This window comes from Desulfobacter sp., assembly GCF_050177295.1.
The window spans coordinates 1-2,560 of the sequence record NZ_JBFXHE010000540.1 but is presented as its reverse complement, the minus strand read 5'-3'; the positions used below and the strand labels follow the sequence as shown (position 1 = coordinate 2,560).

Annotated in this window: 2 protein-coding genes; one reads left to right on the top strand and one right to left on the bottom strand. The window is 48.1% G+C overall.

The genetic code is table 11. From position 1 onward, the window contains the following. Positions 1–110 precede the first annotated feature (110 nt). On the top strand, positions 111–1,499 hold the full coding sequence (locus AB7U36_RS22310; RefSeq protein ID WP_428161798.1) for a sigma-54-dependent transcriptional regulator: 1,389 nt from the start codon (positions 111–113) through the stop codon (positions 1,497–1,499). Positions 1,500–1,663: 164 nt separating this feature from the next. Here AB7U36_RS22310 and AB7U36_RS22305 read toward each other — a convergent pair whose 3' ends face one another. Continuing rightward, entirely contained in the window at positions 1,664–2,050 is a 387-nt protein-coding gene (locus tag AB7U36_RS22305) for a YccF domain-containing protein (RefSeq protein WP_428161797.1), read from the bottom strand. Positions 2,051–2,560: the final 510 nt, after the last annotated feature.

Genomic DNA, 2,560 nt, shown 5'->3' with positions numbered 1-2,560 from the left:
TCCGCCATTTGGTTCATATTGACAGAAAACCGGGTTGCTGCTAAAAAAACACGCTGCCCGTTCCATCTATTGTTCAGCAGAGTGGCAAAAAATCTTTTTCGGGGTTTCAGATGAAAGATATGCTGGTTTTGACCAATGAGGAAGATGAGTACCGTTTGATTTCAAACGCCTTGTCTGATGCCCACAACATCCGCCAGGCCCCTGATATCAATACGGCGCTGACACTGCATATCCAGGCCCCGTTTGATCTGATCATGGCCGACATCGAACTGCTGTCAGCCGATCCGGGCATGTCGGCGTTCAGTTCGGTCAATCCATTTGTTCAGTTCATTGTACTGTGCACACGGTCTAACACCTGTAAAGCCATTGAAGCGGTAAAAGTCGGTGCTGTGGGATACCTGCTATCCCCGTTCAGAGAACGGGATATCCATCTGCTGCTTCCCGCCTTGAACCGGTCCCGTTCCAAGGATTTTGAATTGGATTACCTGCGGGACCGGTTCTGGAAAACCGAATGGCTGGACATTATTCGGTCAAAAAACGTGGGCATGAAAAAAATTTTTGCGAATATCCGGTCTGTTGCCCCCACCATTGCCACTGTCCTGCTGTTGGGAGAAACCGGTACGGGCAAAGGCACCCTGGCCCGGCTGATCCACTGGCACAGCCAGCGTTCTGAAAAGCCTTTTATCTCCATTCACTGCGGCGCCATCCCGGATACCCTCATTGAAAGCGAGCTGTTCGGCCATGAAAAAGGTGCATTTACCGGTGCTGAACGGAAAAAGCCCGGCCGGTTTGAAATGGCAGATGGCGGCACCATTTTTCTGGATGAAATCGGCACCATCTCCCCATCCGCCCAAATTAAGCTGCTCCAGGTACTCCAGGATGGCACCTTCAGCCGGATTGGCGGCGAATCCATTCTCAAGGCCAATGTACGGATCATCGCAGCGACCAACTCAGATCTGGAAGACGCTGTCAGCAGAGGGATGTTTCGAAAAGACCTGTTTTACCGGCTCAACGTGTTTCCCATTGAAATTCCGGCACTCAGGGAACGGCTAGAAGACCTGGAATACCTGTTGGATCTCTTTTTGAAAAAACTGAACGTCAAGTACGGGAAAAATATTGACAGGGTTCATCCGTCTGTTTTGGAAGGATTCCGCCACTATGAATGGCCCGGCAATATCCGGGAACTTGAAAATATCCTTGAACGTGCTCATATCCTCGAAATTTCCCCTGTGATGACGTCTGGTAATTTACCCATCGAAACCCAGATGGCCGTTGTCCAGGATATACCGGCATCCGGCACCGGCCTGACCCTGGCCCAGGCACGCCAGCATGCGGTCAATTCCTGTGAAATTTCTTACCTGACCAGCCTGCTGAAGCAAACAAACGGACGGATAAAAGAGACGGCACAAAAAGCCGGCATTACCGTCCGCCAGTTAAACCGCCTGTTGACCCGGCACGGGCTGGATAAAAAGCAATTCAAACCCCCCAAAACCCCCTGATGTCTGAATAACCCACAGGGGCCCAGGCCCACAACGAACAATGAAACTAAAGACAACAACAATGCGGGGCTAAAATGGGCGCCCCAGGCGCTTCGCCTTCTTGTTTCCTGTATCTTGTCTCTAGTTTCTTACAAAAAGCATAAGGGACCATCTCCTGTTTCTTGTCAAATCAAAACCGTACGTTTTCCCAAGGGAGCAAAGCATACGGCGGCCAGACGGAAATGGGCGAATCCGAAGGGAATGCCGATAATGGTCATACAAAAGCAGATCCCGGCTGAGATATGCGAGATGGCCAGCCATATACCCGCAAGGATGATCCACAAAATGTTCGCTATCGTCGTACCGGTTATCACGTCTTGGCCCACGGCCCTGGCATCCACAAGGGTCTTGCCATAGGGAAAGACGGCAAATCCTGCAATTCTGAACGCAGCCCAGCCAAAGGGAATACCCACAATTGTGAGCATCAGAACACAGCCTGTGATAATCCATAAAAGACCTGCAGCCCATCCCCCGCCAAGTACAAACCAGAGCAAATTCAACAAAAAGGTCATTGTTCCTCCTGATATTTACGATAAAAGGCAATACCGCAAAACTCACCCCGAAAAGGGTTGAATAAAGGAAGTTCTCATGGCAATAAATGTTTTGCCAAAAACAAAGACTCCCAAAGGAGAATGATACCATGAGAACACGCCGTGCATTATACCCTCAAATATCGGAAATGTACATTTGCGAATTATAGTTTTCCAGATAAATAATTTGCTAACATAAGTCATTGAAAAATCAGGCAACTTTCAATTATTCACAATGCCCAAAAAGTCCAAGAATCTCCTTTTGTCGATGAGCAAAATGTGAAAGAGCCTCTTCGACTTTTTGCTTGGGAGAATCAAAAGTTGGGAAATAATGCAGATGAATTTCATCTTTTTTGATATTTTTTCAGGCTCATGTTGCGTATCAGGGGCGTATAATGTTAAATGGTGAATTTTTTGCCCCAGTTCACCATAGGAGCCCAACGGATGCAGGTAAACATAAAAACTCTGATTGATGATGCACAATGTTACGAC

What these genes read in the sequence shown, in the direction of transcription:
- AB7U36_RS22310 (WP_428161798.1), top strand. Translation starts at nt 111, where the DNA reads ATGAAAGATATGCTGGTTTTGACCAATGAGGAAGATGAGTACCGTTTG.
- AB7U36_RS22305 (WP_428161797.1), bottom strand. Translation starts at nt 2,050, where the DNA reads ATGACCTTTTTGTTGAATTTGCTCTGGTTTGTACTTGGCGGGGGATGG.